A 1,116-nucleotide genomic window follows, 5' to 3' on the forward strand; every position below is an offset into this window, starting at 1 on the left:
GAAAGACTGGAATGGGCAGCTGATTATTTGGCAAAGAACGCCTGCCGAACCAAGCAGAGAAAATCGATACAGAACAGGACCTTGGAAGGCGTTTTAAAGGGGCTCAACGCTTAAGGTCCTGTACATGTAGCACTATTAGGATCAGTTATTTAGCGGTGCGCGCATTTTAGTTACGTTGCTGCATGCGCTTTCGGCTCGAGATAAAACGATCGGGTTGGCTACGCTCTGTATCGGTGGAGGGGAAGGTATTGCAATGATTGTGGAAAGGATGAACTGATAAAAAACACGCGTATTGCAGGCCAGAGCAAGTCGTAAGAAAAGATCTGGCCTGCATGGGGCGTTAGATGCGGATCGTGGTCATAATGAGCGATACCTCATTTTAATGTCGATGACGGTGCCGGGGACATTGTGAAGCTTTTGGTCAGGTGTTTAGGGCGGTCGATCAGGTTTTCCAGCCATCCACGGTAAAGCCGGGAGAGATTGACATAGTCAGGATGGCTCACCGTTATGGTCACCTGATGCCCCGGCTGCCAACGGCCAAACAGGCGTGCTTTAGCCTGTTGGATGGTGGTGGATGGGCTCGCATTGCAAAGTATCAACGGCAGTGCTGGCTGTATTAGGTGGTGATTCAGTGCTTCGTGAATCTTTGAGTTTGTTCAACTACCAAGACCAGACTTATAACTAGGGTTTTGCAAGTAATATATAGCCAGTCATAAATATTGATGCAGCACAAGGGCACAATATTGTGTCTGACAGTTAGTATCTCTTTTGGAGCATTTTTTTGCGCACCTTACGATATTAATTACTTAATTTGCAATTTTTTACAGTTGATCACGTTGATTTGAGCAACTTGTTGCGCACAGTGTGATTGCAGGTTTAAGTGTATATTGCTAATGCATTGATAATTAACGAATAAAAATAATGGCATGGTTGCTGCTATGAGATTGGGTGAGTGCTATCTCATTTAACCAGCATACCTAGGGACATACTGAATCGCCCCTAGTTTTCTAGACACTCTGTTGTTGAACATTGAACTGCTTTTCAAACTCTACCGGTGACAGCCCATCATTGGAACCATGGCGCCTGATTGGGTTGTAAAACATTTCGATATAATCA

General features: G+C 44.9%; 1 protein-coding gene and 1 pseudogene. One reads left to right on the top strand and one right to left on the bottom strand.

Annotated features, from left to right (window positions below; all coding sequences use genetic code 11):
* Nucleotides 1-151: 151 nt before the first annotated feature.
* A pseudogene (locus BN4575_RS21490) lies at nt 152-277 on the top strand (acetyl-CoA C-acyltransferase); the annotation flags it as partial.
* Nucleotides 278-1,007: 730 nt separating this feature from the next.
* Here the strand turns inward: BN4575_RS21490 and BN4575_RS21975 are convergent.
* Nucleotides 1,008-1,116, bottom strand: a 109-nt coding sequence (locus BN4575_RS21975) for an IS3 family transposase (protein WP_141689828.1), incomplete at its 5' end; no start/stop codon positions are given.

The sequence above is a fragment of the Aeromonas sp. EERV15 genome, assembly GCF_900079845.1.
In the GTDB taxonomy this organism is placed as follows: Bacteria; Pseudomonadota; Gammaproteobacteria; order Enterobacterales; family Aeromonadaceae; genus Aeromonas; species Aeromonas sobria.